Here is a 24,684-nt window from a genome sequence, read left to right on the forward strand (position 1 = left end):
CGCCGGGCGATCACGGATCGAGCCAGCTCCGCACACACGACAACCGCCGTCGCCGATCACTGTGAGCGGCGGCCTCCGACAAAAAAGGCTCGAGCGTCAGCTCAGCAGGTCAGCGCGCCCTTGTAGCGCGCAATACGCAGCACAGAGGCATCGACGCGGGCGGCAGGCAGGCGACCGCTCGACACCGCCTCCTCGAGACGATCAAGCACCTGCGGTACCGCGTCGGTGGTTATCCACAGGGCGTTGTCGGCGCCCGCGACCAACGCCGCCTCGACCGCCTCCTCGATACTCATCCGGCTGGTGATCGCGGCCATGCCGCCGAGATCGTCGGTGAAGATGACGCCGGGGAAAGGCGCGGCGCCGTATCCGGTGCCGTCCCGCAGCAGCGACATGACCTCGGGACTGATACTGGCGGGGATGCCGGGGGTGGTGAGGCCGGGCACGTCGAGGTGACCGACCATGACCGCAGCACCGGAGTTGATCAGGGCGCGGAACGGAGCGAGGTCGACGGTCTGCAGTTGGTCCAGCGGCGGGGTGCGAACCGCGCCGGTGTGGGAGTCACCGGAGCCGGAGCCGTGGCCCGGGAAGTGCTTCATCACCGTGCCGACACCGACCTCGCGCATGGCGCGGATGTAGGCGTCCGCGTAGCGGGTCACCACGGCCGGATCGTCGGAGAACGAACGGTCACCGATGACGGAATCGTCGGGCTGGCTGCTCACGTCCACGTCGGGCGCGAAATCCACCGTCACGCCGAGGTCCTTCAACGCCTTGCCCCTGGTCAGCGTGGCGTCGTAGAACTGTTCGGGCGTCATGGTCTGCGCGGTCACCCGTGCCGAGGGCGCAACGCCGATCAAGTCCTTGACTCGAGAGACGCGGCCGCCTTCCTCATCGATGGTCACCATCAGCGGGACCTTGGCCGCGGCCGTGACCTGGCCGATTTGACCGTCGGCCAGCAGTGCCTGCTCCGTCCAGCCGCCGACGAAGATGCCGCCCACCTGTTCGGTGCGCACCACATTCGTGGCATCGGCGGCGCCGGTGACCCCGACGGTCAACAGCTGCGCCAGCTTCTGACGTGGCGTGAATCGCGCGAGATAGTCGGCCGCGCAATCCGGTTTTGCCGATGCAGTGCCGGGTACCCCCGACGCGGATCCCGGCAGCGCGTCGGTCGGCTGCGCCCGCGAGGTTGTCGTGGCGGTAGTGGTGTCACCGCTCGAGCACGAGGTCGCGACGGCGGCGAGGATAGCGAGCAGAACGAGAGGCGTCTTCCGCATGAGTGCCAACGGTAATCGCAGCGCAGAACCCTGATGCGTCTGGGTGCGATCCGCCGCAGCGGACGAGCGCCCTACGTTTACGGTGACCAGCTGTGGTGTTGGGCGACCGATCGCGCAGCTGGTCGGTCCGGTGCAGGGATTCGCTTGGCCCCGAACAGTATTCCAGCAATCGGGGCGCCGGACGCCGGCCTACATCGTCCATTCACCCATTTCGTGCGGCCGATTGCCCGCGCGCGGCGCGGCCGCCACAGTGACCTCCCGGAGTAGCCTGATTGCGTAGCCATGTGACTCCGACCAGGAGGTCATCGTGCCCTGCGATCTGATGCTCATTGCTTATGACGGCTCCGAGAATGCCAAGCGGGCCATCGAATACGCCGGACGGTTCCTTTCCGCGAACCGAGCCGTGGTGCTGACCGCATGGGAACCGATGGTGCGCCAAGCCGCGCGCCTGTCCGGCCTGTCCGGAGTGATGCAGCCGGAATGGGTGCCCGACGAAGAGGTCGAGGACATCGCCTACGTCGACGCCCGCAACGTGAACACCGAGGGCGTCCGGCTGGCCAAGCTCGCCGGCCTGAATGCCGAGGCGCGCACCGCCGAATGCACCACGACGATCTGGAACGCCATTGTCGAATGCGCCGACGACCTCGACGTCGACATCATCGTCGCAGGCACTCGTGGCGCCACCGGCATCCGCGCCCTGCTGCATAGCAGCGTCGCCGACGCCGTCCTCAAGCACTGCCACCGGCCCGTCCTGATGGTGCCGCCGGGCAAGGAGCCCCGCCGCTAGCCCGACGAGTGGCACCTCGTGGAGAGACTCCGCGGCATGGCGCAGCGGCCATGCGCCACCGACTCGGCGGCGCGACCGCAGCGGTGAGATATGGGTCGCTGAGGGGCGGTGCGTGCGGGGTGGCGGCGTTAGGCGGCTGCCTCGCCTTCGCTCGGCCCGGCGCTACTGCGGCTGCGTCGCCTTCGCTCGGCCCGGCGCTACTGCGGCTGCGTCGCCTTCGCTCGGCCCGGCGCTACTGCGGCTGCCTCGCCTCGCTCGGACCGGCGCGACTGGCGACGGACTCCGTCCGGCAGTGCTATTAGGGTCGAGGGATCATGGACGGTTTTCTGCTCGCTCAGCCAGGTGGTGTTGTTCGCGCGTCCGGTAGGCGGATCGCGTTCGACGAACCCACGCGAGCGGTGGCGGCACTGCGCGACGGCACCGCGAAGCTGGTGGTCGGCGCGCTGCCGTTCGATCCGCGGCGGCCCGCCGCGCTGAGCGTCCCGGAACGGGCACAGCACACTGCGGGACCATGGCGGCCCGCCGCCCTGCCCGAGCTACCCGCGGTGGCTGTGGTCACCGAGATACCCAGTCCGGCAGAGCATGTCGCGCGGGTGACGAAGCTGGTCGAGCAGTTGCAGGATCCGGGGCAGCGGCTGCGCAAGGTCGTTGCCGCCAGATCGGTACTGGCGCAGGCACAGGATGTACTCGATCCGGAGTTGGTGGCCGGACATCTGCTCACCAGGCATCCGCACGCCAATGTGTTCGCGGTCGACCTGACACCCGCGGGACGAGCAGATGTCACGCTGGTCGGCGCTACGCCGGAAGTTCTGGTCGCGCGCCATGGCACCACCGTCACGCTGCGGCCGCTCGCAGGCACGCTGCCACGGCTCGCCGATCCCGAGGCGGACGCGGCGCAGGCACGCGAATTGTTGGCCAGCAACAAGAATCGTGACGAGCATGCCTTCGTCGTCGACTGGATCCGGGAGAAACTCACCCCGGTCTGCGCGGAGCTGAGCGTCCCCGACGGTCCGGAGCTGATCAACACCCACGAGGTCTGGCACCTCGCGACGCCCATCACCGGCCGACTGCGCGACCCCGCGACCACCGCCCTGGATCTGGCGCTGCTGCTGCATCCCACACCGGCGGTCTGCGGGACGCCGACCGACTTGGCGCTCGACACGATCACTCACATGGAAGAGGACCGCGGCTTCTACGGCGGCGCGGTGGGCTGGTGCGACGAGTACGGCGATGGCGAGTGGGTTGTCGCCATCCGCTGTGCGGAACTCTCGGCCGACGGCCGCTCGGTGCGCGCCTTCGCGGGCGGCGGCATCGTCGCCGCCTCCGATCCACACGCCGAACTCGACGAGACCACCGCCAAACTCCGCACCCTGCTCGGCAGCCTGCACTGCGCGATCCCGGAAGGCTGATCCGGTTCCAACAAGCGGTCCGCTGACGGCGGCCCGAGAACGTGCTCGTTCGACCCGGAGTCACAGCTACCACGGCGACATCCATGACGGAGTACAGCGCCGTGCAGATCGACAAGCTTGCCCATCGGCTCCGGGCCGTAACCGCGCCGGATGGATCGTTTGTCGAGCGGTCGCAATCGGTGGATGTCAGCGGCTGTGCCGGTTGATGTCGGTTACCGACGGGCTGAACGCACGCGAAGCGCAGTGTTACTGCTAGGTTGACCCGGAATGTGCCTGCATCGATGTATTGGAGTGCCGCGATGAAGTTTGCTGTCCCTGGTGTTGCGAGTGCGGTCGCCGGCGCCGTGCTGGGCGCGATCGCGGTGTTGATCATCACCGTGGCTGTGCAGCAGAACACGCGTCCGGACATCGACCACACCGGTGATTCCGACTCCTCGCTGCTCAACAGCGTCGAGTACGGCAGCCGCTGACCTCCGCTTCATCCGCCGACTCGCTCGGCTCCTCCGCAGCGGCGCCCAGCCGAGACGGCGGGCCGCACGGCTCGGGTCGCGAGATCGGCGCCGCCCCGCTCGGTAGACGGTGGTTCGTCGGGACCGTGGTCGCGGCGTTCCTGCTGACGTTTCTGCAGGCGCCCGGCCACACGGTCGCCGACACCAAGTACGACCTGGCGCAGAATCCGCTGGGTTTCCTCGAACGCGCCGCCCACCTGTGGAGCAGTCAGGCCCCGATGGGCCAGGTGCAGAACCAGGCGTACGGGTACTTCTTTCCGCACGGCGCGTTCTTCTCCGCAGGGCATGTGCTCGGTCTGCCCGCCTGGGTGACACAACGGATCTGGTGGGCATTGCTGCTGCTCGCCGGGTTCTGGGGCATCATCCGGCTCTGCGAGACACTCGGCATCGGCAGCCGCGGGTCACGCATTATCGCGGCCGTCGCCTTCGCGCTGTCGCCGCGCGTACTGACCACCCTCGGCTCGATCTCCTCGGAGACGCTGCCGATGATGCTCGCACCGTGGGTCCTGCTCGGTCCCGCCGCGCTGGGCACCGCATACCGCCGCCGCGGCGCGACCTCCCCCGCAGGCAGCGCGCTCGCGCTCGCGCTGATGGGTTCGGTCAACGCGGTGGCGACCGTCGCCGCCTTCCTGCCCGCACTGTTGTGGTGGGCGGCTGCCTCGCCACTGTTCAACCCGGCACGCACGTCTCGGCGGAGCACACCGGGCAGCGCATCAGCAGCGGCTACCTCAGCTCCGGCGCAAAGCTCGGACCGAACCCGGCCCGGCAGCGCATCAGCGACGAGCGGCGCACCGCTACCCAGGCAAGCGCAACACCCGGGCGGAACTGGCATCGAGCGTGCTCGTTCGGCGCCCCATCAGGCGAATCGCGACTGGTGGCGGTTCACCCGGGCGTGGATTCCACTGCTCATGCTCGCCACGTTCTGGTGGGCGGTGCCACTGCTGCTGCTCGGCAAGGTGAGCCCGCCATTTTTGGATTACATCGAATCCTCGGGGGTGACCACGCAGTGGGCGTCGCTCGGTGAGGTGCTGCGCGGCACCGACAGCTGGACGCCGTTCGTGTCACCGGAACGCATCGCGGGCGCGGTGCTGGTCACCCAGCCCGCGGCCGTACTCGCGACCGGGCTGCTCGCGGCGGCGGGGATGGCAGGGCTTGCCATGCGGTCGATGCCGTTTCGGGGCCGGCTCGCACTCATTCTGATCGTCGGCCTTGTCGGGATTTGCGCTGGTTACGCGGGCGAGTTGAGCGGACCGTTCGCGGAGTCGGTGCGGACCTTCCTGGATTCCGGCGGTGCACCACTGCGCAATGTGCACAAGCTGGAGCCGTTGATCCGGCTTCCGCTTGTGCTCGGCCTCGCGCATCTGCTTGCCAGGGTGCCGCTGCCCGCTGCGGTGCCGATGCCGGTATGGCGCAGTGCGTTCGCGCATCCGGAGCGGGATCGGTCGGTGGCGGTGGCCGCGCTGATTCTCACTGCGCTGGTGCTGTCCACCTCGCTGGCGTGGACAGGGAAGTTGGCGCCACGTGGTTCCTACGAGCACGTCCCCGAGTATTGGCAGCACACCGCGGACTGGCTGGTGCACAACGCCTCCGATACCCGCGCGCTGATCGTGCCCGGCGCACCGTTCGGCAGTCAGGTATGGGGTCTGACCCGCGACGAACCGCTGCAGGCGCTCGCGAGCACGCCGTGGGCGGTACGGGACGCTGTGCCGCTGAACCCGCCCGGCACCATCCGCGCGATGGATTCGGTGCAGCGGCTGATCGCCGACGGCAGGCCATCGACCGGACTCGCCGCGACACTCGCCGATCAGGGCATCGGAATCCTGGTGCTGCGCAACGATCTCGACCCGGAAACCTCCCGCTCGACCCGGCCGATGCTGGCACACCAGGCGCTCGACGGCTCGCCGGGGCTGACGAAGGTGACCGAATTCGGCGCTCCCATCGAGACGGCCGTCATCGCCGAGGACCTGGTCGCGGATGGCGACCTGCGACCCGCGTACCCGGCCATCGAGATCTACCGGGTCGACGTGCCGCCGCCGGGAACTCCCGCCGACGTCCGCAGCGGGCCGGGTGCCCCGAAATCTTTTCCCGGCGCCTACACCGTGCCGCTGGCGACGGTGCCGGTGGTCCAAGGCGGGCCCGAAGTGCTGGAACGGCTGCGGCGCGACCGTGGAAAGGCCGATACACCGGTACTTCTCGCGTCCGACGCGAGCAAAGCCGGGCTGCCGATCGGTCCGTTGACCGTGACTGATACCCCGATGGACCGAGAGGCCGATTTCGGCAGGGTCGACAACCATAATTCCGCGCTGCGCGCCGCCGACGACGCCCGCCGCACCCACAATCTGGTGCCGGACTACCCGGTGCCCGGTGCTGAGTTGGTGCGCGGGGAATGGTCGGGAGCGACGATCACCGCGTCCAGCTCGGCGGGCGATGCCACCCAGCTCGGCGGCGCGGCACCGGGCAGCTCCACCGCGGCGGTGGTCGACGACGACCCGTCGACCGCGTGGATCAGCAACGGCATCGAACGCGCACTCGGACAATGGCTTCGACTCGACCTCGACCAGCCGATCAGCTCCGGACTGCTGCACCTGTCCACCAGTGCCGCCGCGATCGGGGACCCGGTGAAATGGGTGGAGGTGCGCACCGCGAACGGCAGCGTCTCGGCCCGGATATCCGAACCCGGTGCGCCGGTGTCCATCTCGCTGCCCGCCGGACGGACGAACTGGCTGTCCATCACCGCCATCCGAACCGAAACCGGCACGCGGGGTGGACAGTTCGGCATCAGTGAACTCACACTGGACGACTACACCGTCCGTGACAAACCGGTGCGCGTCGACATCCGGCATCAGACCGTGCTGCCGCCGCCGCCGTCCGGCGCCCAGGTGCAGGCATGGGATCTCGGGCAGGAATTCCCCGGCCGCAGTGCCTGTTTCGACGCGCCGGATCGAGTGCGGTGCAGCAAGGGGCTCGCCCTCGCCCCGGAGGAACCCGGCACTTTCGAACGCACGATCTCGGTTCCCGCACCTGTGACGGTCACCCCGCAGCTGACCGTCCGCACCAGGCAAGGTCCCGCTTTGGCGGCACTGCTCACCGACCACACCCGACCGGTGGCCCGCGGCCGAGCCGATGTCGGTGATCTGCGCGGCTCCGCGTTCGCGGCCACCGACGGCGATCCGCGCACCAGCTGGACCGCACCGGAGGGTTCGGTCCGCAACCTCACCGGCGGCAAGCCGACACTGACGATCGAGCTGCCGGAGCCTGCCCTCGTGACCGGGCTGGAACTGACCTCCTCCGCGGGCGGACTGCCCGCCGCACCCACCGCGGTGGTGGTCAATCTGGGTGACGGGCCGCAGGTGCGTGAAATCGAGCGGCGAGAGCCGGGCGCACCCGTCCGAATCTCGCTACACCCCAGCGTCACCGACCGCATCGAACTCAGTGTGCAGACGTGGCAAGACGTGCTCGACCGCACCGCGCTCGGCTTCGTCGTCACCCAGCCGCCCGGGCTCGCAGAGGTCACGGTGCTGGGGCCGGACTACCCCGCACCGGCCGCGCTCGATCAGCAGATCACGATTGCGTGCACGGATGGACCCACGATCGCCCTCCGCGGACGCTTCGTCCACACCACTCTCACCGCGACCGTCGACGAGCTACGCTCCGGCGCACCGATCGCCGCCCGGGTCTGCCCGAATTCCGAACTACCCCAGCCTGATTCCGAGAGTTCCGACATCGCCGTCGCACCCGGCCGAGCGGACGTCACCGTCGCACCCACCGATCTCTTCTTCGTCGACCGACTACGCCTGGACCGAACCGACCTCACCACCGAGGCGAGGACCGACGCCGAAAACCCGGCACAGACCGGCTCGAATGCCCCGCTCGAGCCGGCCGCCCAGCAGTTACCCGAGTCCGAGGCCGACACGCAGCGTCGAGAAGATTCGACGCCCGGCACCCGACTGCTGGTGCTGCCGCTCAGCAACAACGTCGGCTGGCGGGCGCAAACAGCGGACGGCCGCATCCTCGACCCTGTCATCGTCGACGGCTGGCAGCAGGCCTGGCTTGTTCCCGCAGCTGCCAAGGGCCCGTTCACCATCGAGTTCCCCGCAGATCGCTGGTACCGGCTCGGCATCTTCGGTGGGCTGCTGCTCCTGATCCCCCTTGTCGCACTCGCGATCCCGCTTCGACCACGCAAGCATCGGAAGCCGATCGCCATCGGGACATCACCTGATGCGGCCGTCCCCACGGACTCGGACGTGGCACGCAACTGCTCGGATATCGACCGCACGGACTCGCACGCCGACCACGCCGCCTCGGACGTCGATCCCACCGGCTCGAACGACAACCACACCACAGCGAACGTCAACCTCACCGACTTGCGCGACAACCACACCGGCGAAAACGCCGAATCCAGCAAAAACCCCACCGCTTCGGACGCCGCGCACTCCAGCTTCGCCACGGGCCAGACCCCTGGCACCGAGGATCGGTCCACTGCTGTCAACCGGAGCAATCGCCTGCTCGGGGAGATCGGGCTGAGCGCCGCCATCACCGTGATCGCAGGACCGGTCGGAACCGTTTTGACGATCGCGGGTATCGCAGGGGCCCGATTCGCCCCCCGGGTGGTGCCGAAAAGCCTTGCCGCCGTGGCTGGTCTGGGGACCGCTGTCGCCGCAGCGGCGCTGTCCACCGGACCGTGGCGTGCCCCCGGCGGATACATGGGCGGCTCGCTGTGGGTGCAGGTGCCCGCGCTGATCGCCGTGATCGCGGTGGGAGTCGCCGCGCTCACACCGCGTAAGAACGACTGACACACGGACAGGCCGCTGCCGCGCCGCGTACGAACGAACGAATCCGACGCTGCGACTGATTCGACGTGCGCTACCTCGATCTGTCGAGCGCCGTTGGCAGGGCCATGAGTTCGGTGCGCCCGGCTGCTGCCGAGCGGAATCGAGGGACCACCACTGGCCACCCCGGCACCATCGACGTTCCGGTAGCCTGCCGACTATTCCGGCGTCGTTGTGCGTTTCGAGTGGCCGGGCGACGCAGTTGCTAGGTTCGAGGGCGTGACCGACTGTGCGGAATGCGGCTTCGTGTACGACCTCGCCATGGCCCGCGCGGTACCGGAATTGGCTCGCGGCCATGCCGCGGAGTACGCGACCCTGCTGCGCGGCGACCACGAGGAACTGCGACGACGATCGCGGCCGGAGGTGTGGTCACCGCTGGAATACGCCTGCCACATGCGGGATGTTCTGCTCGCACAACGTGAGCGGGTGCTGCTCACCCGCCGAGAGGACACGCCGACGGCACAGAACATGGGCCGGGACGCGCGCGTCGAGCACGAGGGGTACGCCGAACAGCAACCGGCGGACGTGGCCCGTCAACTCGGCGACGCGGCCCTGCTGTTCGCCAACGTGCTCGACCGGTTGGCGCCTGTGGACTGGGATCGCACGATCATCTACCTTTTCCCCGAACCGCAGGAACGTTCGGTGCGCTGGGTCGCCGTGCACACACTGCACGAACTACGCCACCACCTGCTCGACATGCGCCGTCAACTCGAGAACTGACCGGCCGATCGAGCGCGATCGCGGCGGCGAGCGAAACGGCGTGCCGGTTCCTCGACGAGGGCGTAGCCGGCCGCGGCGACAGGCAGCGTGAGGGCGACGGTGAGTGCAAGGACGTAGGCGAAATTGCCGTGGAACGGGAGGATTCCGAAGACCGGGAAGACGACCGACAGCACGACGAGATGCCAGAGGAAAATGCCGTAGGACCAGCGGCCGATAGTCGCGGCGACGGAAGATTCCAGCCACCGGTGTGGTCGTGCGGTCGGCGGTCGCAGCACCAAGGGCGCGAGCAGGGCGAAGCCGATGATGGTGCCGAGGCCCATTTTCGCCGCGTACTGCCAGGGTTCGGCGCGGGTCAGGCCGGCGGGGCCGCCGAGATCGGTGGCGGAGAACAGGAAAGCGGCGAGCGCGACGGTCCACATCATCGGTTTGTTGCCCGCGATCCGACGCCAGCGCGATAGCGAATCTGCATTATCGACGAGCTCGGCGAGCAGCATGCCTGCCGCGAACCACGGCAGATAACCGGGCAGCCAGTTGTCGGAGTGAATCGCGTCGGGAGTCGGCACCGGAATGAAGTTCCAGCTGAGCGTCACCACCGCCAAGGTGAGGATCGCGGGGATGCGCCAGCGGGCGGCGGCGCCGCGCAACCGGACCAACGCGAACGCCAGCAGCGGCAACACAAGATAGAAGGCCACCTCGACCGACAGGCTCCACATCTGCGTGAGCCCGTCGGTGAGCGTCAATGGCACGAAGACCTGCAACAAACCGAGGTTCGCCACCCACACCCGCAGGCCTGCAGTGCTTGCCGCACTGGGCAGCAGCAGCAATGCCACGCACACCACCACCCAGTACGCGGGCAGAATGCGCGCCGCGCGATGCCGCAGGTAGTAGCCGACGGTGGACGCGTCGCCGTGGCCGCGCGCCGCCGCGGCATGCGGACGCCAGAGCAGAAAACCGGAGAGCGCGAAGAAAATCGCGACTGCCATATCGAAGCGTTCCCAGATCCGGCCGAGCACCGGCGTTCCCGCGGCACCGGTCTGGAAGGCGACGTGGGTGACGACGACGCCGAGCGCCGCCATGCCGCGCATGCCTTCCAGCGCGGGCAGGAAGCCGCGGGGTCGGGCGGGTGCGGCCGTCGCAGTGGCTGCGGCGGTCGGCGCGGGCTTGGTTGCGGTCATCGAGCTCCAGTCTGCCTTGTGCACTCGCCCAGGTGAGAACCCCCCGTTTCACACTTCACGCTAAACTCGGGCGATTTCAGGGTCGATTCCGGCCTCGACACCGCATGGTACGACACCGGACTGTTAGTGTCGGGGCTCACGAGTGCCGTGGCGTGCCCGCAGTACTCGCCGGAATGACCGGTGTTCTACGACGAGGAGAGTTTGCATGGCACTGAGTGCCGGAACCAGAAGGACGGTGGCCTGCCTGCTCGTGGGTCTCGGCGCGTTGCTGATTGTCGCAGCGGTGATGATCCCGACGTACACCGTCAGCAAACTGGCAAAGACTCCGCTCGACCTCGAGATCACGACCATCGCCACCAGCCAGCCCGGCTCGGAAAGCCTTGTGCTCGACTCCAAGTCGCTCACGGCACCCGAAGGCTCGGCCAAGGTCGACACCAATGTGCCGCTGGTTTCGCAGCGGTTCCTCACGGTCGAAGATCCCTCCGATGCCAGCGAGATGACCATCCAGGCTGGTCAGACGCTGCGCCGCATCGATAAGCAGGCCGACACCGGGCTGCTCACCGCGACCGTCGACCGGGTCACCATCGACCGCAAGAACGGCATGCCGGTCGACAAGGATCCCAATGGCTCCATCGCGGTCTCGGTGAACAAGGAGGGCCAGAGCATCGCGGACCCGGTTCAGCACACCGGTCTGCAGTACCGATTCCCCATCGGCACCGAGAAGAAGACCTACCCGTACTTCGACATCAACGCGCGCAAGTCCTACGACGCCAACTTCGTCGAAGAGACCGAGATCAACAGCATGAAGGTCTACCACTTCCAGCAGCACGTCCCGGTGACGAGCATGTGGGACGTGGTGCAGGCGCCGACCAACAGGCTGAGCCTGCCCGCCGCCAAGTGGGGCGTCGAAGGTGGCGAAACCCCGGTCACCATGACCCGGTGGTACACCAACATCCGCGACCTGTGGATCGAGCCCGACACCGGCACCGTGATCAAGGGTGGCGAGCAGCCGCACCTGTTCTACGCGCGCAGCGGCGACAAGCCCGAGGTCACCGCGCTGAAGTCGAACCTGATCTTCGATGAGAACACCGTCGAGTCGCAGATCTCGGTGGCCAAGGAGAACATCGACAAGCTGTCGCTGTTCGGCCGCATTTTGCCGATCATCTTCGGTGTTCTCGGTGCGATCGCCCTGATCGCCGGTATCGTCCTCGGCATCCGCGGCGGCGCGAGCCCCGCCACCGCTCCGCGCGGCGGCACCCAGGCTCCGCGCGGTGGCACTCCGGCCCAGCGTGGCGACGATGCCGCGGCGACCGCTGTGCACCCGCATCGCGGCGCGGACGACGCACCCACCGAGCAGATCAATATCAACAAGCGCCCCTGACAGCGAAAGCGCTGACAGCAAGCATTGTCGAACTCGGCCCCCGGCTTCCCGCCGGGGGCCGAGTTCGTTTCCGTTCAGGGCAGCGGCGCACCCAAGGGATAGGCGACCGGGTGCCGGGGTTGATAGAGCAGCATCGTCCCGGCGCCTGGAATGCGCATGTCGATGCAGCGGCCGAAGGCCCGCTCCGCGATATCGCCCTCGAATTGCGCTCCGCGCTCCGCCAATTCGGCAATGGTGCGGTCCAGGTCGTCGCACATGAGCGAAATCTCGTGCGTGGGTGGGCCATCGGCCGGATGCACCCCCAGCTCACTCGGCCCGGTTCCGAAGATGAGCCAGCCAGCGTTGGCATCGACATTCGGCCAGCGCAGCACATCGCGGAAGAACGCGCGTGCCGCGTCGGGATCTTCCGCGTAGACCAGGGTGTGCACAGCGGTGATCATGGGGCTGATCGTAGGTGAGCGCGGCCGGTGTCCGTGGCTCAACCAGCGAGGTGCTGCGGCTCGGCCGGCCCCGGATGATCGGCGGTGCGCAAGACGACCAGAGCGACAACGAGTGTCGTTGCGACCGCGATGCACACGGCGATGGTGATCAGCGACGGCACCGAGCGCGCCAGCGACAGCATGAGCGTCACCTCGACCGCGAGACCGACCCAGGTCGCCGCGGCAAGCGAGGTGCGGTCCACCGCGATCGCCGACAACAGCGCTCCTTGCAGCACCGCGAGGATGGCGCCTTGCAGTGCGAAAACCCACAGCAGGCCCTCGATCGGCGCATAGTCCTGCCCCGCGAACAACGGTGCCAGCGGTGCCGCGACGGCCGCGCCGAGCACCGCGACCACCCCGATGCCGGACAGCACCGCGAGCGCATCCCGGATCGCACGCGCCGAATGCGTCGGCTGCGCCATCCGCGGGTACAGCACCACACCGACCGCCTGCGGCAACCAGAAGGCGATCTTCGCTGCGATGGCGCCCAGGGCGTATCGGCTGGCGTCCTCCTCGCCCAGGACGATCCGCGCAACGATCAGATCGGCCGACGACAGCGCCATCAATGCCGCCTGCGCCTGCGCGGCCCGCAGCACCGGGAGTACGCCGACGAAGCTCGGACCGCGGTCGACAGCGTCGAGTGCCTCGCGGTCGGTACCCGACGGCGCGGGCGGTGATCCGACTACACACCGCGCGAAAACCGCCGCCGTGGCGATCCCGAGCGCCGCCGCGCACAAGGCAGCAGCCGCACCGCCACCCAACCCGAGCACCGCGAGCGCGGGTGCGACCCGTGCCACGCCTGCCGTGCCGAGGACGACAGCCAACGCCCGAAACCGCCTGCCGCCCTGCAGCATGCCTTGCTCACCGGACAGCACCACCAACGCGGGCGCCGCACCGAGCGCGGCGGCCGACGCCGCGACTCCGACACTCAGTGCCACCGTCACCAACGGCACCAGCACCGCAGCGACGACCGCAACGATCACCGCGCAGCGCCACTGCAATCCGCGCAGCGCCGCGACACTCGCGCCCCGCACCAACTCTCGTGCCACCACATTCTGCAAAGCCAGCGCAGGCACCGCACACAACAACTGCACCGCGAGCAGACTCGCGAACTCGCTGTAGCCGGTAACCCCCAGCCACCGCCCGGCCAGCAGCTGCAGCAGATACCCCGCCACATTGGCGGTCATCGCTCCCGCTGTCACCAACGTCAGATCCGCCACAACGGGTAGGCGACGGACATCAGGCACGCAGCCATCGTCCCATTTCACCGGCCATCACGTCCGCCCCGCCCCGGTCGTCGCCACCCACACACCCAACTCGGCGGTGGCGAAGCATCGGCCCCCAGCCCACACCTGCCCGAGCCCTCGCACTCGGCACTCGCAGCCACAGCCACAGCCACCCTCAGCCACAACGACACACGCCCTCAGCCACACGCCCACACCCTCAGCCACACGCCCACACCCTCAGCCACAACGACACACACCGTCAGCGTCAGCCAGTCGTGGGCAGTTCACCACAGTCCGTCCACAACGCTGCCCGTACATGGACTTGCCCCGGCAACGCCGGAGTTCGCGACCGGGACGTAGGGTCGACAACCGTGAGTGACGGGCAGGCTCGGCACGACCGGTGGGCATGGTTGGTCCCCGCCGGCTACAGCGCGATATTGGCGCTGCTCATCACCGGTCCGCTGCTCGGCTCCGGCTATCTGCTGCTGCGCGATGCGGTGAGCACGCCGCGCTCCTATCCGACGGACTCCGCTCTCGGTCTCGGCGACGCCGCTCCGCGGGCCGTTCCGCAGGACGCGCTGATCGCGGTGCTGTCACCGATCGTCGACGGCGGCCTGATCGTCAAGGCAATACTGCTCGTCGCGCTGTGGGCCGCCGGATACGGCGCTGCGATCCTGGCCCGCGAGCTGCTGCAGGTGACCACGGGCCCGCAACTGGTGGCGACCACCGTCGCGCTGTGGAACCCCTTCGTAGCCGAACGCCTGCTGCAGGGTCACTGGAGTCTGCTGGCCGGATACGCGGCACTCCCTTGGACAGCGTTGGCCGCCTACCGGATTCGGTCATCCACGCATCTCCGCCGAGCGCGCGGCACCCGCCGACCCGACGGCCTCGAACTCCCGACCCATCATCCTGAAGGCGATCTCCCACACGATTCCAATGGCCACGGCGATGCTGCGGGGGTTCGCCTGGCAGAGGGCGGAGGGCGAACGGCGTTCGGGCACTGGGGGGCGTTGGCCGCGTGCCTCGCCGCTGCTGGACTCACACCGACGGGCGCGTTGCTGGCCGGGTTCGTGGCACTTGTGCTGGTTGGGCGCCGAAACATAGTGGGAACGGTGGTGCTGCTGCTGGCCGCGTCCGCGCCATGGTTGACGGCGACAGCGCTGTCCGCGGCCGGTTCCGAACCCTCCGACCCGGCAGGCATTGCCGCCTTCGCCGCCCGCGCCGAACCAGGCCTCGGCACACTCGGCAGCTTGGCCGGGCTCGGCGGCATCTGGAACTCGGATGCCGTTCCGAACTCCCGCACCACACTGCTCGCCCTCGTCGGCACCTTTTTCCTGCTCGCAGTTGTCGCGACGGGCATCCGCGCCGTTGTTGCCGGAAATACCTCTGCGGGAATCTATTTCATCGCCGACAGCCAACGCGCAAGCTTACAAACGCGGCGGCGACTGCTGGTCCTGGCCGCCGTCGCCATCGCGCTGCCCGCGTTGGGCGCGACAGCGTGGGGCAGGGATGTGCTGGAGTGGCTCGTCACCTCGGTCCCCGGCGCGGGTCTGCTTCGCGACACCCAGAAATACGTAGCGCTCGCGATGCCCGCATACGCGCTGTGCGCGGCGGCCGGATGCAATGCCGTCACCCAGTTGTTCGCATCGAAAGACCGCGCATCGACGAATACCACACTGGCACAGCCGTATTGCCAGTCAACGGATGAGATGCCAAGGGCCGCATCCCTGCTGCGCTCCTCAACTACAGCCGTAGCGGTATCTCGGACGGAACCAGCATCGGAACCAGCATCGGAACCAGCATCGGAACCAGCATCGGAACCAGCATCGGAACCAGCATCGGAACCAGCATCGGAACCAGCATCGGAACCAGCATCGGAACCAGCATCGGAACCAGCATCGACGAGCACGGTGACGAGGTCGCCGGAAGGGCGCAAGACTGCGGCCGTAATATCGCTGACCGCAATGATATTCATCGCGCTGCTGACCCTGCCGATGTTCGACCTCGGATGGGGCGTGAGTGGCGCGATCCGGCCCGTGCACTATCCGATCGGGTGGCAGCGGGTCGCGGAGCGGATCGTTGGGTCCGGCGATGTCGCGGTGCTGCCCGGCGGCATGTTCCGCCGGTTTCCGTATAGCGGTCGCGCACCGGTTTTGGATCCGGCGCCACGGATGCTGCCCCACGATGTCCTGCAAACCGGCGAGCTTCCGGTGCACGGCCGCACCGTCGCGGGCGAAGGTGCACGCGCGCGGGAGGTGGAAAGTGTGCTGCTGCACGGCGGGACAGCAACAGAACTGGCAAAACTGGGCGTCGGCTGGGTCTTGCTGGAGCGCACCACCCCCGGCCCGCTCGGCGAGTCGAAAAACGCTCTTGCCCAGCTCGATCCGGTCTACAGCGACACCCATCTCGCGCTGTACCGAGTGCCCGAAGCCGCCGACCGGGACACCGAATCCCACTCCACACGCCGCACCATCTCTGCGGCCGCTCACCTCTTGTGGGCCGCCTTACTCATCGGCGGCCTGCTCCTCGCATCCCGGTCACCTCGAACACCACAGCACCAGTAGCCGACCCGGCATCACCCGCGTCATCCGACGAGATGCACCTCGACAGGCCATACCTTCGAGTCACATCGAACTACCCGGCGAGACTCGATGAGTGGCACACCTTGGAGGCGCTTCTCAGCGCATCGCCACCGCCCTTGTGCCGCTCACCGATGGGCGTCGCCCGAGAATGGGATGAGCCAGAACACCGGCCGCCTGGGGAAATCAGGGTTGGAGCGGGAACCAGCACGCCGAAGATCTGACGTCAGGCCAAGCGTTCAGCCCGAGGCGCGGCCAGGCCGAGCGGGACAGTCACGGTCCACAAGACTGTCGGCGACCAGCTGGACGGTTAGGGACCAGGCGGGAAGAGGCCGGAGGTGTGTTGACCTCTCGCGGCCGCGGCGAGGACTTGGTAGACGCCGTTTCCTGTTTGTTCCCAGGAGAATTCGTTGGCGCGGGCGCGGGCTTTTTCGCCCATGACGGTGCGGGCTTCGGTGTCGTCGATGAGGTCACCGACGGAGTCGGCGAGTTGGGCGACGTCGTCGACGAGCAGACCGGTCACGCCATCGACGATGGAGTCGGTGAGGCCGCGGGAGCTGCGGTAGCCGATGGTGGGGACGCCGTGTTGGGCGGCTTCGATGACGGCCAGGCCCCAACCTTCTTTGCGGGAGGGCAGGACATGCACCCAGGCGTGGGCGAGCAGCTCGTGCTTGCGGCGTTCGTCGACGTGGCCGTGGAAGGTGACCGCGTCGGCGATGCCGAGGTCAGCGGCGTTGGTCTTCAGGTTGTCGGCCCACCAGCCGTCGCCGATCACGTCCAGGTGCAGGCCGGGAATGCGGGTGCGCAGCCGGGCGACGACGGCCAACGCGTCTTCGATCTGTTTGTGCGGCACCAGGCGGGAGAGCACCACGATGCGGGGGTTCGGGGTGCGTGTCGCCGCGACACCGGTCGGCGCGTCCGCGGGGACGGGCTCGGCGCCGTTGCGGACCACCGCGATGCGCGACCGGTCGACCCCGAGCGTGGCGAGTTCCTCGGCCGAAGGCAGCGAGACGGTCAGGTATTGGTTGCGACGATGCGCCCGCGGAGACAGCCGCGACTCGATGAACCAACCGATCCGGCCGACAAGGCGACCGGCAACCGGCCATTGCTCGCGATGCCCGTGATGGACGAGCACAACCGACGGCGCGTTGGTCGCGGCGGCCGCGAAGAACGGGATTCCGTTCTGGGTGTCGATCACCGCGTCGGGTCGCAGCCCGCGCAGCGACCCGACACCGAGCCTGCCGAGCGCGATGGCGGCCAGGGCCCGCGGATACACGGAGTAGCGCCCACCGGCCCGACTGATGTCGATGCCGTCGATGCGTTCCCGCTTCGGCGCTCCGGGATAACGGGCGGTTCGCAATGTGACCTTGACTCCGCGCGCGGCCAGCTGCGCGCCGACCTGCTCCAGATACCGTTCGCTGCCGCCGCCCTGCGGGTGCCCGGTGTCACGCCAGCACAGCAGGAGGACTTCGCGCACTGTAGAGCTTCTCTCGGTCGGCAGGTCCCGATCGGGGACGTCGGATATCGCCCAACACCCTAACCTGTGCAGGCGTCCACATCCTGCCCACCGGCCCTGGTATCGCGTATTGCCTCCTCCGGTGGCAGTGGTTGGAGCGAATTGCGGGCGTTATGCGAGACTCACCGCCGTGCCGAGAGCTGAAAGTACGCCAGCGGAAGCCGCGGCGGCAGGCTCGCCGCGGCAGGCCGGGCGGGCCATATCCCGGTTTGCGCGGCGGGCAACATTGCGGCGGTCCATGCGGTTACTCAGCAGCTTCCGGTTCGAGCAGAGCGATCCCGCGCTGTTCTACGGCGAGCTGGCCGCTGACAGTGCGGCGATGATCGGCGACTTCTATGCCGACGTCACCGGACGCGGGTTGCAGGACGCGACCATTCTCGATGTGGGCGGCGGTCCCGGCTATTTCGCCGACGAGTTCATCAAGACCGGCGCGCGGTACATCCCGGTAGAGCCGGATCCGTCGGAGATGCACGCCGCCGGGTTGTCGGTGCCGGGTGCGGTCCGCGGTTCGGGGATGGCGCTGCCGTTTCGCGATGACGCGGTGGACATCTGCTTTTCCTCGAATGTGGCCGAGCATGTGCCGCACCCGTGGGTGATGGCCGACGAAATGGTGCGGGTGACCCGGCCCGGCGGGTTGATCGTGCTCTCCTACACGGTGTGGCTCGGACCGTTCGGTGGGCACGAGACCGGACCGTGGCACTACCTGGGTGGGGAGTACGCGGCACGCCGGTATCGGCGCAAGCACCGGCGGGAGCCGAAGAATCGATTCGGCAAGTCGATGTTCGCCGTCCCAGCCGTGGACGGATTACGTTGGGCGGCAAGCACTCCCGCCGACGTCCGGACGATCTTCCCGCGCTATCACCCGCGCTGGGCCTGGTGGCTGGTCCGCATACCGTTGCTGCGCGAGCTGTTGGTGAGCAACCTGGTGGTCGTCGCCACCAAGAGCCGCTAAGGCTGCCGCTCCAGCCAGCCGCGCCGCCAGCTGCGCCTGCCGCAGGTTCCGTACGACGACTCGACCCAGGGCGATTCCTGAATGGCGAGGCCGACAGTCTCCAGCGTGGTGAGCGCGAGTAGGTCGGCCAGCATCTCCACAGTTGCCACCGCCTCCGCCGCCTGTATGGCCGCGGTGGCCTGTTCGATTGTCAGCGTGCGGCCCGGCAGGAACGAAACGACCCAGCCACCTGCACCGACGCTTTTAGCTTGATGCTCGGTTTGATCGCTCGTCATCAGCGACCGCCCGATCACTTGCACCGCCATGGCTCTGACTCCCCAACTGCGATATCGGTTCATGAATCGAGCGAGCTGATCAGTAGCTAAAGCATCCTCTTTCCAGCAACAGAACGCAATAGTGCGTTCTCTGAAAAGCGAACCGACAGGTTGGAATTCGCGCTGCTCAGCGCGATGGTCGACGAGAAAACTGGAACAGGTTACAGACAAGTGAGCCACAAAACTGTAACGTGTTCTCATGCACTACGACAGCTTGTTCATCGGCGGCCAATGGACCGCGCCAGCCGGCACCGAGCGGCTCCAGGTCATCTCGCCCGCCACGGTCGAGACGGTGGGCAGCGTCCCGGTGGTCGTTCGCGACGACGTCGACGCCGCGGTTGCCGCCGCCCGGCACGCCTTCGACCACGGCCCATGGCCGTCCACCCCGCCGGAGGAGCGCGCCCAGGTCCTCAGCCGCGCCGCGCGCCTGATCGAGGAGCGCTCCGCCGACCTGCTCGCCACGCTCACCGCGGAAATGGGCGCACCGGCGATGATCGCCATGACGCTCAACCAGATCCCCGCGGTCGCCGCGCTCGACGCCTACGCCGCACTGGCAAAGTCCTTCCCCTGGAACGAAACTCGCACCGGAGTGTTCGGCACCTCCCGGGTCTCGCGCGAGCCGCGCGGCGTCGTCGCGGCCGTGACTGCGTGGAACGTTCCGCTTTTCCTCGCGGCCAACAAGCTCGCCCCCGCGTTGCTGGCCGGCTGCACCGTGGTGCTCAAGCCCGCACCGCTGACCCCGCTGACCGCCAACAAGATCGCCGACATCTTCACCGAAGCCGGCCTGCCCGCCGGCGTGCTTTCGGTACTGCCCGCAGAGGCGGAGGCCGCCGAGTACCTCGTCTCGCATCCCGGCGTCGACAAGGTCACCTTCACTGGGAGCACCGCGGTCGGCCGTAAGATCGGCGCAATCGCGACCGGCCAGCTCAAGAGCGTGTCCTTGGAGCTCGGTGGCAAATCTGCCGCAATCCTGTTGCCCGATATGGATGTGGCCGCCAATATCCCGGTGCTCGCCTTCTCCGGCCTGATGAACAGCGGCCAGGGCTGCGTCGCGCAGACCCGCATCCTCGCGCCGCGCAGCCGGTACGACGAAATCCTCGAGGCGCTGGTCGAGCACGTGCGCACGATGAAGGTCGGCGATCCCACCGACCCGACGGTGATACTCGGCCCGCTGATTTCGGAGCGGCAGCGCGAGCGCGTCGAGGGCTACATCGCCAAGGGTAAGGAAGAAGGCGCGCGGCTGGTGCTCGGTGGCGGCCGTCCCGCCGACCTGGATCGCGGCTGGTTCGTCGAGCCGACGATCTTCGCCGATGTGGACAACTCCTCGACCATCGCCCAGGAGGAAATCTTCGGCCCCGTGCTGTCGGTGATCCCCTACGACACCGAGGACGAGGCGGTGGCCATCGCCAACGACTCGGTATATGGCCTGGCAGGCTCGGTGTGGACGACCGATGTCGAACACGGTGCCGAGATCGCGGCGCGGGTGCGCACCGGCACCTACGCGATCAATTGGTACGCCTTCGATCCCAGCTCGCCCTTCGGCGGCTACAAGAACTCGGGCCTGGGCCGCGAGAACGGCCCCGAGGGCCTCGACTCATTCTGCGAGCAGAAGTCGGTGCTCATGCCGCTCGGCTGGACGGGGTGATCAACTCCCCGCCATGACCACCCGCAGCACGAGCCGGTGATCACGCCCCCCGGCTGGCGTGTCGACGATCTCGACGCGCCAGCCGGGGGGTAATACCGCCTGCAGTCGGCCAGCGGCTCGCCGCAGCGGCGTGCTCGCGGTCGCCGGCTCGATTCCGGCAAACCGCGGCGCCCGCCCACTGGCCTCCAGATTCGTCATGCTCCCAACCACCTCTCGCGCTTCGATCTCATCGTTGTCACGCGCATCGCGGAGTCACGAGTCGATAAGGAAAAGTCGATCAGTTAACTGTTGGCAATCAAAACGTAAGCCACCTACGGGCAAGCCGCACACTCCAGGCAACCACCCGAAGCGCGATCCAGCAAGCCCTACCTAGCTACCGGTCCGCGATTATCGCGGCGAGCTGTACCCGCCATCGCGACCGTCTCGTCGGAGATTAGCGCATCCCCGCGTTGCGGCCGCCCGCATTGCACAGGACGCATAAACCGGCCAGCCCGCGCCTCCCGGCCCGGCCTCGGGTCATCGGCGCAACGACCTGCGATACCCCGCGGGCGTCGTGCCCGTCGCGGCGCGCAGGTGCACCCGCATTGCGGTGACGCTGCCGAATCCGGATTGCGCCGCAACGACCTCGACCGGTAATTCGGTGGTTTCCAGCAATTCCCGAGCACGCGCCGTGCGCTGCGCCTCCAGCCATCGTCGCGGCGTGGTGCCCACCGCCGTCTTGAATCGGCGAATGAACGTGCGCTCACTCATCAAGGCGTGCGCGGCCAGCGCCGAAACATCGGGCGCAGCCGCCGGATTCGCCGCGGCCCACGCCATGGTCGCGGCAAGACCACCACCGAAACCGTTGGTGCTCATGGCATCCGGGATGTACTGAGCCTGCCCACCTTCGCGATGCGGTGGTGTCACGTTCCATCGGGCCAGCTCCGCTGCGGCGGCCGCGCCCAGCTCGCGGCGCACGATGTGCAGGCACAGGTCGAGACTCGCGGACAACCCGGCGGAGGTGAGAACGTCACCGTCGTCGATGTACAGCGCGGCGGGGTCGAGCTTCACCGCAGGAAACAGCTCGGCAAAATCATCACAGTAGGCCCAGTGCGTCGTCGCCGGCCGCCCGTCCAGCAATCCGGCCCAGGCCAACACGAACGCACCGACACACACGCTGACCATGGTCGCGCCGCGCGCCGCGGCCGCCCGCAACGCATCCAGCGCCGCGTCCGGCGGCGGCAAGGTCGGCAAACCGATGCCGGGCAGCACGACGATGTCCGCGTCCGCCATCACCTCCAGCCCATGCGCGACATGCAGGTCGAATCCGCTCGGCGTCCACACCGGCCCCGGCCGCACCGCACACGTCTGCAGCTCGAATCCGACCGCCACACCGAATTTCCCCGGTCCGTGCCGGAACGCCTGCACGATGCAGCCCAGGTCATAGGTCATGACGCCGTCGAGCGCGAGTGCGACAACCTTCTTCATCGCCTCAGTTTGGCATAAATCCGAGTATTACTGGCATTCCCGCCACTCGCATTCAGGGCACCTGCGGTTCTTGCCCGAGTTGATCGCGTCGCGGTATCTGCTGGTCTCGGCGCTACCGATCCTCGTCGCGGTGGTGTGCGGGACGTTCGCGGTGCCGGGGTTTCGAACCGGAACGGGGCGGCGCCGGGCGCGGTACGCGCTGATACTCGAGGTCGCGGTGCTGGGCGGCGGCGCTGTCGTCCGCTGTGGTGCTGGTGACGTACCAGGCTCTCGCGTATTTCCGGGCGGGCCGGCTGCTCGCGCATTGAGACAATCGGAAGCGGTACGAAGTGTCGAAAGGATTTGGTTGTGACCGTTCAACCGAGCGGCGTGGAGCCGCGGCCGGACTTGGTGGATCGTTCGGCGCCCTTACTGCCCGCAGGCAGTGAGATACGGCAGGTATTCATCGGCCAGGCCGCGCCGAGCTTCCTCTTCTTCCTGATCACATATCTCACCGGCCTCACCATGTTCTGGAACAAATACCGTTGCGTGGCGGTCACTCCGGACGCCATCTACGTGCTGGAGAGCAGCAAACTGTCCGGCGGCGCGAAACCACAGCACCTGCTGGGCACGATGCCCCGCGATACCCGGGTCGGCCCGGTCTCCGGCCGCTGGGCACAGGTGACGCTGCTCGGTGAACGGCACTGGGTGCACAGGCGCTTTCACGACCAGATCGCCGCGGCAGACCGTGAGGCCGGCGTCACCGGATGACTCAGCCGGATGGCTGCGGCGGTTCGTGAGAATGCCTGGGGCAGAGTGGATTGCTACAGTCTCGGCTGTGCGCACAGCCACTTCCAAGGTCCGTATCGAAGCCCCCAGAGAGATCGTGTGGGCGGTGCTGACCGACCCCGAATACGTCAAGCAATGGCAGTACGGCAGCGTCTTGAGCACTGACTGGTCCCTCGGCTCGCCGATTCGTTTCACCAACGAGTGGGACGGCACAACGTTCGAACAGTGGGGCAGCGTGCTCCTCGTCGATGCCCCCGCGCAGCTGCGATACTCGCTGTTCGCTCCCCGCCCGGACCTCGAGGACAAGCCGGAGAACTACTTCACGATGGGCTATGGGCTCGAGGACGCCGCGGGCGCAACGGAGTTGACGATCACGCAGGAAGACCCCCGCGAGAATGCCGGCGACGAGGACGAAGGCGAGGAGGGAGAGAGCCCCGTGCTCGCGGCATTGAAGAACCTTGCCGAGTCGGTGGCGGTGAACCAGCGGGCCTGAGACCCGCTCGGTCGGCCCGGCATAGGAAGCGAGCAGCAGCGTGCAATGGGTGATGGCCTACGACGCCATCTCCTCGGTCGCGATCGGCGAGCGCCGCCGCAGCGGGAACGACGCGGCGAAGCCGGCAGCAGCGCACACCTGCGCGCCAGCTCCCAGGTATACAGGGTGAGCGGCGCGAACCGGTTCTCCAACTCCAAAGCCCGGCACGACTCGAAACCTGTCGTCCGGGCTTTTCGCCGTGCGGATTGGCGGAAATCCGAGCGTTACTGGCATTTCCGCCACTCGTCGGTAGTCCACTCAGCGGCTTCACTGAACAGCGAGAAGCGTTCGAGGAGAAGGAGGGCAACGTGGGTGCGCCTGCTGGGATCGACTGGGAATGGGCGACGCGGACCGGAGGGACGCTCTCCGGAGCACAGCACCGACAGTTGGCGGTTGAACTGGCGCGGACGCTGCCGAAACTGGGTGGTGCGCAGCTCAAACGCGTGCTGGGAAGACACGGCACCGGGCGGCTGGAGTTCGCCGGGTTGCGGGTGCCCGATTCGAAACTCGCCAAGGCGGCGGAAACCGAAGCCCGCGAATCACTTTCGATTCACCTGCTCGAGCATTCGTATCGCACCTATTTCTTCGGGCGGGTGCTCGCCGAGCTCGACAGTGTTCGCTACGACGACGAATTGGTTTATGTCGCCTGCCTGCTACATGACCTCCAGCTCGAAAGCCCCACTCCGGGCAGGTGTTTCGCGGTAGCAGGTGGCGAACGAGCGGCAGCGTTCGCGGCGCGCGAGGGCGCGGATCCGGAACGCGCACAGGAAATCGGAGCCGCGATTGCCGCACACATCACCCCTGGTGTCGCCAACGATCTGAGCGATCCCGGCGGGTTCGTCTCCGCGGGCGCCTCGGTGGATGTGATCGGGGCGCGCTTCCCGGAACTGGACCCGGACTGGGTCGCGCAACTGTTGCAACGGCATCCGCGTCACGATGCGAAGCGTCATCTGATCGCCGCGTTCAAGGCCGAGGCCGAAGCCGTACCGAAGGGCCGCACCGCCTTGCTGAACAGTGTCGGCTTTCTGCAACTCGTCCGGATGGCTCCGTACTCCGAATAACCTGCCGGATAAACGAATTCGCCCGCACCATTGACGAAAATGGTGCGGGCGAATCAGTTTCGGG

The 24,684-nt window shown here is 67.8% G+C and carries 20 protein-coding genes; 12 read left to right on the top strand and 8 right to left on the bottom strand.

All coding sequences use genetic code 11. The features are described 5' to 3' along the window. Nucleotides 1-101 precede the first annotated feature (101 nt). Complete coding sequence (locus OHA42_RS03285; RefSeq protein ID WP_406234448.1) at nt 102-1,271, bottom strand: glycoside hydrolase family 3 N-terminal domain-containing protein; 1,170 nt, start codon at nt 1,269-1,271, stop codon at nt 102-104. 307 nt (nt 1,272-1,578) lie between these two features. Between OHA42_RS03285 and OHA42_RS03290 the strand changes: the two genes are divergently transcribed. From OHA42_RS03290 to OHA42_RS03310, 5 genes are all read left to right on the top strand, one after another. Further along, nucleotides 1,579-2,058, top strand: coding sequence for a universal stress protein (locus tag OHA42_RS03290; protein WP_379059578.1), 480 nt, complete (start codon nt 1,579-1,581; stop codon nt 2,056-2,058). Nucleotides 2,059-2,372: 314 nt separating this feature from the next. After that, nucleotides 2,373-3,467 carry an isochorismate synthase MenF gene (locus OHA42_RS03295; RefSeq protein WP_406234450.1) on the top strand — a complete coding sequence of 365 codons (1,095 nt, stop codon included), beginning with the start codon at nt 2,373-2,375 and terminating at the stop codon, nt 3,465-3,467. Between the two features lie 299 nt (nt 3,468-3,766). Beyond that, entirely contained in the window at nt 3,767-3,937 is a 171-nt protein-coding gene (locus OHA42_RS03300; protein WP_328407234.1) for a DUF2613 domain-containing protein, read from the top strand. Nucleotides 3,938-4,020: 83 nt separating this feature from the next. Then, entirely contained in the window at nt 4,021-8,769 is a 4,749-nt protein-coding gene (locus tag OHA42_RS03305) for an alpha-(1->3)-arabinofuranosyltransferase (RefSeq protein WP_406239044.1), read from the top strand. A gap of 297 nt (nt 8,770-9,066) precedes the next feature. Next, the gene (locus OHA42_RS03310; RefSeq protein WP_406239046.1) at nt 9,067-9,525 is read left to right on the top strand and encodes a DinB family protein; all 459 of its coding nucleotides are present in this window, start codon (nt 9,067-9,069) and stop codon (nt 9,523-9,525) included. Here the strand turns inward: OHA42_RS03310 and OHA42_RS03315 are convergent. Next, entirely contained in the window at nt 9,510-10,700 is a 1,191-nt protein-coding gene (locus OHA42_RS03315) for an acyltransferase family protein (RefSeq protein WP_406234452.1), read from the bottom strand. The two genes, OHA42_RS03310 and OHA42_RS03315, sit on opposite strands and share 16 nt — an antisense overlap. A 205-nt stretch (nt 10,701-10,905) precedes the next feature. Between OHA42_RS03315 and OHA42_RS03320 the strand changes: the two genes are divergently transcribed. Then, a complete protein-coding gene (locus OHA42_RS03320; protein WP_406234454.1) occupies nt 10,906-12,081 on the top strand; it encodes a DUF3068 domain-containing protein in 1,176 nt (391 codons plus the stop codon). Between the two features lie 74 nt (nt 12,082-12,155). Here OHA42_RS03320 and OHA42_RS03325 read toward each other — a convergent pair whose 3' ends face one another. Both OHA42_RS03325 and OHA42_RS03330 read right to left on the bottom strand, forming a co-directional pair. Continuing rightward, nucleotides 12,156-12,521: a VOC family protein gene (locus OHA42_RS03325; protein WP_406234455.1), complete on the bottom strand. Its 366-nt coding sequence runs from the start codon at nt 12,519-12,521 to the stop codon at nt 12,156-12,158. A 38-nt stretch (nt 12,522-12,559) separates the two neighbouring features. After that, entirely contained in the window at nt 12,560-13,807 is a 1,248-nt protein-coding gene (locus OHA42_RS03330) for a polysaccharide biosynthesis protein (protein ID WP_406234457.1), read from the bottom strand. Nucleotides 13,808-14,157: 350 nt separating this feature from the next. Between OHA42_RS03330 and OHA42_RS03335 the strand changes: the two genes are divergently transcribed. Beyond that, complete coding sequence (locus tag OHA42_RS03335) at nt 14,158-16,350, top strand: hypothetical protein (RefSeq protein WP_406234459.1); 2,193 nt, start codon at nt 14,158-14,160, stop codon at nt 16,348-16,350. 325 nt (nt 16,351-16,675) lie between these two features. Here the strand turns inward: OHA42_RS03335 and OHA42_RS03340 are convergent, their stop codons facing one another. After that, on the bottom strand, nt 16,676-17,842 hold the full coding sequence (locus OHA42_RS03340; protein ID WP_406234460.1) for a glycosyltransferase family 4 protein: 1,167 nt from the start codon (nt 17,840-17,842) through the stop codon (nt 16,676-16,678). A gap of 277 nt (nt 17,843-18,119) precedes the next feature. Here OHA42_RS03340 and OHA42_RS03345 point away from each other — a divergent pair, with 277 nt between their 5' ends. Continuing rightward, on the top strand, nt 18,120-18,833 hold the full coding sequence (locus OHA42_RS03345) for a class I SAM-dependent methyltransferase (RefSeq protein ID WP_406234462.1): 714 nt from the start codon (nt 18,120-18,122) through the stop codon (nt 18,831-18,833). On the opposite strand, the gene OHA42_RS03350 is transcribed toward OHA42_RS03345, so the two are convergent. Beyond that, the gene (locus OHA42_RS03350; RefSeq protein ID WP_406234464.1) at nt 18,830-19,348 is read right to left on the bottom strand and encodes a hypothetical protein; all 519 of its coding nucleotides are present in this window, start codon (nt 19,346-19,348) and stop codon (nt 18,830-18,832) included. The two genes, OHA42_RS03345 and OHA42_RS03350, sit on opposite strands and share 4 nt — an antisense overlap. Here OHA42_RS03350 and OHA42_RS03355 point away from each other — a divergent pair. After that, nucleotides 19,347-20,792 carry an aldehyde dehydrogenase gene (locus tag OHA42_RS03355; RefSeq protein ID WP_406234465.1) on the top strand — a complete coding sequence of 482 codons (1,446 nt, stop codon included), beginning with the start codon at nt 19,347-19,349 and terminating at the stop codon, nt 20,790-20,792. The genes OHA42_RS03350 and OHA42_RS03355 overlap by 2 nt on opposite strands. On the opposite strand, the gene OHA42_RS03360 is transcribed toward OHA42_RS03355, so the two are convergent. Together OHA42_RS03360 and OHA42_RS03365 are read right to left on the bottom strand one after the other, a co-directional pair. Then, nucleotides 20,793-20,990 carry a hypothetical protein gene (locus tag OHA42_RS03360; RefSeq protein WP_406234467.1) on the bottom strand — a complete coding sequence of 66 codons (198 nt, stop codon included), beginning with the start codon at nt 20,988-20,990 and terminating at the stop codon, nt 20,793-20,795. A gap of 318 nt (nt 20,991-21,308) precedes the next feature. Continuing rightward, entirely contained in the window at nt 21,309-22,259 is a 951-nt protein-coding gene (locus OHA42_RS03365; protein ID WP_406234469.1) for a GlxA family transcriptional regulator, read from the bottom strand. 348 nt (nt 22,260-22,607) lie between these two features. Between OHA42_RS03365 and OHA42_RS03370 the strand changes: the two genes are divergently transcribed. The 3 genes from OHA42_RS03370 to OHA42_RS03380 all read left to right on the top strand — a co-directional run bounded on the left by OHA42_RS03370 (nt 22,608) and on the right by OHA42_RS03380 (nt 24,620). After that, complete coding sequence (locus OHA42_RS03370) at nt 22,608-23,009, top strand: hypothetical protein (protein ID WP_406234471.1); 402 nt, start codon at nt 22,608-22,610, stop codon at nt 23,007-23,009. A 67-nt stretch (nt 23,010-23,076) separates the two neighbouring features. After that, nucleotides 23,077-23,520, top strand: a complete 444-nt coding sequence (locus OHA42_RS03375) for an SRPBCC family protein (protein WP_406234472.1) — start codon at nt 23,077-23,079, stop codon at nt 23,518-23,520. Nucleotides 23,521-23,786: 266 nt separating this feature from the next. Next, the gene (locus OHA42_RS03380; protein WP_406239048.1) at nt 23,787-24,620 is read left to right on the top strand and encodes an HD domain-containing protein; all 834 of its coding nucleotides are present in this window, start codon (nt 23,787-23,789) and stop codon (nt 24,618-24,620) included. The last annotated feature ends 64 nt before the right edge of the window (nt 24,621-24,684 follow it).

This window comes from Nocardia sp. NBC_01009 (assembly GCF_045208035.1).
Taxonomy (GTDB): domain Bacteria; phylum Actinomycetota; class Actinomycetes; order Mycobacteriales; family Mycobacteriaceae; genus Nocardia.

What these genes read in the sequence shown, in the direction of transcription:
- OHA42_RS03285 (WP_406234448.1), bottom strand. Translation starts at nt 1,271, where the DNA reads ATGCGGAAGACGCCTCTCGTTCTGCTCGCTATCCTCGCCGCCGTCGCG.
- OHA42_RS03295 (WP_406234450.1), top strand. Translation starts at nt 2,373, where the DNA reads ATGGACGGTTTTCTGCTCGCTCAGCCAGGTGGTGTTGTTCGCGCGTCC.
- OHA42_RS03300 (WP_328407234.1), top strand. Translation starts at nt 3,767, where the DNA reads ATGAAGTTTGCTGTCCCTGGTGTTGCGAGTGCGGTCGCCGGCGCCGTG.
- OHA42_RS03310 (WP_406239046.1), top strand. Translation starts at nt 9,067, where the DNA reads ATGGCCCGCGCGGTACCGGAATTGGCTCGCGGCCATGCCGCGGAGTAC.
- OHA42_RS03315 (WP_406234452.1), bottom strand. Translation starts at nt 10,700, where the DNA reads ATGACCGCAACCAAGCCCGCGCCGACCGCCGCAGCCACTGCGACGGCC.
- OHA42_RS03320 (WP_406234454.1), top strand. Translation starts at nt 10,906, where the DNA reads ATGGCACTGAGTGCCGGAACCAGAAGGACGGTGGCCTGCCTGCTCGTG.
- OHA42_RS03325 (WP_406234455.1), bottom strand. Translation starts at nt 12,521, where the DNA reads ATGATCACCGCTGTGCACACCCTGGTCTACGCGGAAGATCCCGACGCG.
- OHA42_RS03345 (WP_406234462.1), top strand. Translation starts at nt 18,120, where the DNA reads ATGCGGTTACTCAGCAGCTTCCGGTTCGAGCAGAGCGATCCCGCGCTG.
- OHA42_RS03355 (WP_406234465.1), top strand. Translation starts at nt 19,347, where the DNA reads ATGCACTACGACAGCTTGTTCATCGGCGGCCAATGGACCGCGCCAGCC.
- OHA42_RS03350 (WP_406234464.1), bottom strand. Translation starts at nt 19,348, where the DNA reads ATGAGAACACGTTACAGTTTTGTGGCTCACTTGTCTGTAACCTGTTCC.
- OHA42_RS03360 (WP_406234467.1), bottom strand. Translation starts at nt 20,990, where the DNA reads ATGACGAATCTGGAGGCCAGTGGGCGGGCGCCGCGGTTTGCCGGAATC.
- OHA42_RS03365 (WP_406234469.1), bottom strand. Translation starts at nt 22,259, where the DNA reads ATGAAGAAGGTTGTCGCACTCGCGCTCGACGGCGTCATGACCTATGAC.